Consider the following 4,448-nt stretch of genomic DNA (forward strand, 5'->3'; position numbering starts at 1 on the left):
AGACGAAGGTGAGGTGGGCGATCTGGTCCCTGACCGTCCATCCGGGCGTCGGTCGCACCGCCGTGGGACGACGGGCGGTACCGCCGCGACCTGCGCGGCTGCCGCGCGCCGCGCAGCAGCGCGAGCAGGCGGTGCACCTCCCGCCGCTCCGCCTCGCTCATCCGCGCCACGTCCCGGTGCCGCAGCACCTCGGCCTCGCTCGCCGTGGCCGGAGGGGCGCCGGGCTCGCCCGCGGGTTCCGGCTCCCCCGCGCCGTGCGGCGTGGCCACCGGGCGGGTCACGGACACGGTGGTCGCGCGCACCCGGCGCGGCGCGGGGAAGGCCGCGGAGAAGTAGGCGGCGAAGCAGCGGTCGTAGCGGGGCAGGTCGTCGGGCCCGGCGCACAGCGTGAGGCGGCCGGCCCAGTAGACGTTGCGCCCGTCTGCCGCGTCGAGGTGGCCGAGCGCCGTGAGGAAGCTCTGGGTGCGGTGGTGGTCGGCCGCCACCCCGGCCGCCCGCAGCGCCCGGGCGAACCCGGCCAGCACGGCGACCGGCCCGGAGCCGGCCCCGCTCCGGCCGGCCCCGCTCCGGCCTGCGACGCCGTCAGCCACGGCCGCCGCCCGGCGTGAGCAGCCCCATCGCCCGTACGGTCTCCTGGTCCTCCCGGTGCTTGAGCAGCGCGCCCAGCGTGGCGGCCGCCAGGGCGGGGTCGAGCTCCGTCGCGCCGAGCGTGAGCAGGGCCTCGGTCCAGTCGAGGGTCTCGGCGACGCCGGGCGGCTTGAGCAGGCCGGCCTCGCGCATCCGGCCGGCCGCCCGCGCCACGTCCGCCGCGAGCCGCTCGGCGCATCCGGGCAGGCGCCGCCGCAGGATCGCCACCTCCCGGTCGAACCCCGGGTGCTCCAGCCAGTGGTAGAGGCAGCGCCGTTTGAGCGCGTCGTGCACCTCGCGGGTGCGGTTGGAGGTCAGGACGACGACCGGCGGGGTCGCCGCGCTGATCGTCCCGATCTCCGGCACCGAGATCGTGAAGTCCGACAGCACTTCGAGCAGGAACGCCTCGAACTCGTCGTCGGCCCGGTCGATCTCGTCGACGAGCAGCACACTGGGCTGCGTCTCCAGGGCCCGCAGCAGCGGCCTGGCGATGAGGAAGCGCCGGTCGTAGATCTCGCCCTCCAGCGCCGCGACGTCCGCCACCCCGGCCGCCTCGGCCGCCTTGAGGTGCAGGAGCTGGCGCGGGAAGTCCCAGTCGTACATGGCCTGCGCGGCGTCGAGGCCTTCGTGGCACTGCAGCCGGATCAGCGGCGCCTCCAGGATCGCCGCCAGCGTCTTGGCCAGTTCGGTCTTGCCGACGCCCGCCTCGCCCTCCAGGAACAGCGGCCGTCCCATCCTCAGGGCGAGGTAGGCCGCGGTCGTCACGCCCTCGTCGGCCAGGTAGTCGTGGTGGTCGAGCAGCTCCGCCAGCCTCGCCGGCGCGTCGATGTCCGAGATGGTGGTCGTCCGCCGCAGCACACGGACAGGCTACGCGGGGGGCGTTCGGCGAGGCTCTGGCCGAATCCGCCAAACCCGGGCGCGGCACAGGGCTCCGTGTCGCCACGATCGCACAGATCTGCCCGTCCTCACTGCGGGGACGCGGCCAGCACGGCGTCCAGCAGGCCGGGGAAGCGCTCGTCCAGGTCCTGCCTGCGCAGGCTCACGTACCGCTGCCGGCCATCCGGGACGTTGCGGATCACGCCGGCCTCGCGGAGGGTCTTCAGGTGGTGCGACAGGGTCGACTTCGGCACCTCTCCCCCGGTGGGCTGGCACGCCGCCACCTCCAGCGGCCCCTGCGCGAGCCGCCGTACGAGCGCCAGCCGCGAGGGGTCGCTGAGCGCGAACAGCACGTCGGTCAGCACCAGCGTCGTGGTGTCGGGGTGCGGCAGGTCCCGGGCTCCAGGCATGGTTCGATAATAGTTGAACTAATCGGCACCTCGTCGTACGGTGTGACGGTTCGAAAATTCTGGAACCATCGACCATGGGAGTGCCGTGATGACGACATCGGGGGACCGCGCGACGCCGGCGACCATCCTGGAGGCGGATCAGGACGCGCGGACACCGGGTCCGGAACCCGGACGGGGCGATGACGCCGCCGTGGGGACGAGGGCTCGCGGCCGGATCTCCCGCGGCGCCGGCTTCTGGCTGCTCGCCGGGTCCCTGGTGGCGTTCATGGTCGCCGCGAGCGTCCCCTCCCCGCTGTACGTGATCTACCAGCAGCGCTGGGGGTTCTCGGCGGCCACGCTGACCGCCGTCTTCGCGGTCTACGCCCTCGCGTTGCTGGTCGCGCTGCTCACCGTCGGCGGGCTGTCCGACCACGTCGGCAGGCGGCCCGTGCTGGTCGCGGCCCTGCTGGCCGAGGCGGGCGCCATGGTCGCGTTCCTGACCGCGGACGGCGTCGGGCCGCTGCTGCTGGCCAGGGCGGTGCAGGGCCTGGCCACCGGCGCGGCGACGGGCGCGATCAGCGCGGGCCTGGTGGACCTGCAGCCGGGATCGCACCGCGTCCGTCAGCTGGGCGCGCTGGTCAACGGCGTCGCGCCGACCGGCGGCCTGGCCGCGGGAGCGCTCGGCGCCGGACTGTTCGTGCGTTACACGGCGACCCCGACGACGGCGATATTCGTCCTGCTCACGGCCGTCTTCGCGCTGCTCGCGGCCGCGATGACGCTGCTGCCCGAGCCGGTCGCGCCCCGGCCCGGCAGAGGCCGGGACGCGCTCGTCTCCCTGCGCCCGCGGGTGGCCGTGCCACGGCCCGCCCGCGGCGCGTTCGCGGCGGCCGTCCCCTGCCTGGTCGCCACGTGGGCGATGGGCGGGCTCTACCTGTCGCTGGGCGGCTCGCTCACGGCGGGCGTCCTGCGCATTCCCGACCACCTGGTCGGCGGGCTGGTCGTCACCGCGCTCACCGCCGCCGGGGCCGTGGCGTCGCTGGCCGTGCACGTTCTGCCGGCGAGGAGGGTCATGACGGGCGGGTCGCTGGTGCTCGCCGCCGGGACCGGCCTGACCCTGCTGGCGCTCGCCGCCGCGTCCACGCCGATGTTCTTCGCCGGGACGGTCGTCGCGGGGTGCGGGTTCGGCAGCGCCTTCCTCGGCGCGTTCCGCTCGCTCGCGGCGCTGGCGGGCCCCGCCGATCGGGCCGGGATGTTCGCGTCCGTCTACGTCGTCAGCTACCTCGCCTTCAGCGTGCCCGCGGTCGCGGCGGGGTTCGCGGTGCCGTCGCTCGGCCTGCGGGCCACGGCCACCGTGTACGGCTGCGCGGTCGTCGTCCTGGCCCTCCTCACGGCGGTGCCCGGCCTCGTCCGGGGGCGCACGGCCCGCACGGCCTGAAGCCCGCGCGTGCCCGGACACCCAGTGCCCGGACGCTCAGTGTCCGGACCCTTAGGGTCGGAGCGTGAGCGACGATCAGACTCCGGCGCCGCCCTCCTGCCTCACGCGCTCGCCGGCCGGGCGGGCCCTCGCCGCCGAACTGGCCGCCCGCTGGGCGGAGCCGCACCGGCGCTACCACACGACCGCGCACCTGCGGGCGGTCCTGACCGCGATCGAGCCGCTCGCCGCCCAAGCGGAGGACCCCGGCGCCGTACGGCTGGCCGCGTGGTTCCACGACGCCGTCTACGACGGGCGGCCGGGGTGGGACGAGGAGCGCAGCTCCCAGCTCGCCCAGGCCCGGCTGCCCGCCTGCGGCCTGCCGGCGGAGCGTGTGCGGGAGGTCGCCCGGCTCGTGCGGCTGACGGCGGGGCACGCCTACGAGCCCGGCGACGTGAACGCGGCCGTCCTGTGCGACGCCGACCTGGCGATCCTCGCTGCGCCGCCCGGGGCGTACGAGGCGTACGCGGGGGCCGTACGCGAGGAGTACCGGCACGTGCCGGACGACGCCTTCCGCGCCGGACGGGCCGCGGTGCTGCGGGAGCTGCTCGGCAAGCCCCGCCTGTTCGGCACTTCTGTGGCCCGCGACCTGTGGGAGCGGCGGGCGCGCGAGAACCTCGCCGGGGAGCTGGCCCGCCTCCGAGTTCGATGACCGGCCGGACGCCTTTACAGTGTAGATCTCGGGCGGGTCTTCGGCCGGCGCAGGCCCGCCTCCCGCAGACGGCGCACCAGTTCCTTACTGCCGACAGGCTCGGCCCCGAGGACCACGGCCCGGTCGTAGACCGTCTCCGGCACGTCGTAGTGGTCGCGGTCGAAGGCCCGCGCGGGCACGCCGAGCAGGCGGGCGAACTCGTGCAACTCCTCCAGCGAGGAGTCGCTGACCAGGTGGGACCACAGCAGCCCCCGGGGCCCCGGCCAGTTCGGCCGGTCGATCAGCACCGCCATGCACCTCTCCCCTGTCCGGGAGCGAGCATAGCCCGGGGGGCGGGCCGCGCATCGCACGCCGCGCTCCAAACCGGCCTTCGCGCGGAGCGGGTCACCGCAGTCCAGATACAGCCTGGAAAGCACCATCAGAGCCGCGGCCT

General features: G+C 75.4%; 5 protein-coding genes and 1 pseudogene. 2 read left to right on the top strand and 4 right to left on the bottom strand.

All coding sequences use genetic code 11. From position 1 onward, the window contains the following. The 3 genes and pseudogenes from AB0J39_RS38305 to AB0J39_RS38315 all read right to left on the bottom strand — a co-directional run. A pseudogene (locus AB0J39_RS38305) lies at positions 1–590 on the bottom strand (hypothetical protein); the annotation flags it as partial. After that, entirely contained in the window at positions 583–1,485 is a 903-nt protein-coding gene (locus tag AB0J39_RS38310; RefSeq protein WP_363473937.1) for a MoxR family ATPase, read from the bottom strand. The pseudogene AB0J39_RS38305 and the gene AB0J39_RS38310, both read right to left, overlap by 8 nt. A gap of 107 nt (positions 1,486–1,592) precedes the next feature. Continuing rightward, positions 1,593–1,913, bottom strand: coding sequence for a metalloregulator ArsR/SmtB family transcription factor (locus tag AB0J39_RS38315; protein WP_363473939.1), 321 nt, complete (start codon positions 1,911–1,913; stop codon positions 1,593–1,595). Positions 1,914–2,001: 88 nt separating this feature from the next. On the opposite strand from AB0J39_RS38315, the gene AB0J39_RS38320 reads away from it, so the two are divergent. Both AB0J39_RS38320 and AB0J39_RS38325 read left to right on the top strand, forming a co-directional pair. Then, positions 2,002–3,327 carry an MFS transporter gene (locus AB0J39_RS38320; protein WP_363473941.1) on the top strand — a complete coding sequence of 442 codons (1,326 nt, stop codon included), beginning with the start codon at positions 2,002–2,004 and terminating at the stop codon, positions 3,325–3,327. A gap of 64 nt (positions 3,328–3,391) precedes the next feature. Beyond that, positions 3,392–4,015 carry a metal-dependent phosphohydrolase gene (locus AB0J39_RS38325; protein ID WP_363473943.1) on the top strand — a complete coding sequence of 208 codons (624 nt, stop codon included), beginning with the start codon at positions 3,392–3,394 and terminating at the stop codon, positions 4,013–4,015. Positions 4,016–4,029: 14 nt separating this feature from the next. On the opposite strand, the gene AB0J39_RS38330 is transcribed toward AB0J39_RS38325, so the two are convergent. Then, complete coding sequence (locus tag AB0J39_RS38330; RefSeq protein ID WP_363473945.1) at positions 4,030–4,308, bottom strand: DUF4031 domain-containing protein; 279 nt, start codon at positions 4,306–4,308, stop codon at positions 4,030–4,032. Positions 4,309–4,448 lie beyond the last annotated feature (140 nt).

It is taken from the genome of Microbispora sp. NPDC049633 (assembly GCF_040675265.1).
In the GTDB taxonomy this organism is placed as follows: Bacteria; Actinomycetota; Actinomycetes; order Streptosporangiales; family Streptosporangiaceae; genus Microbispora; species Microbispora maris.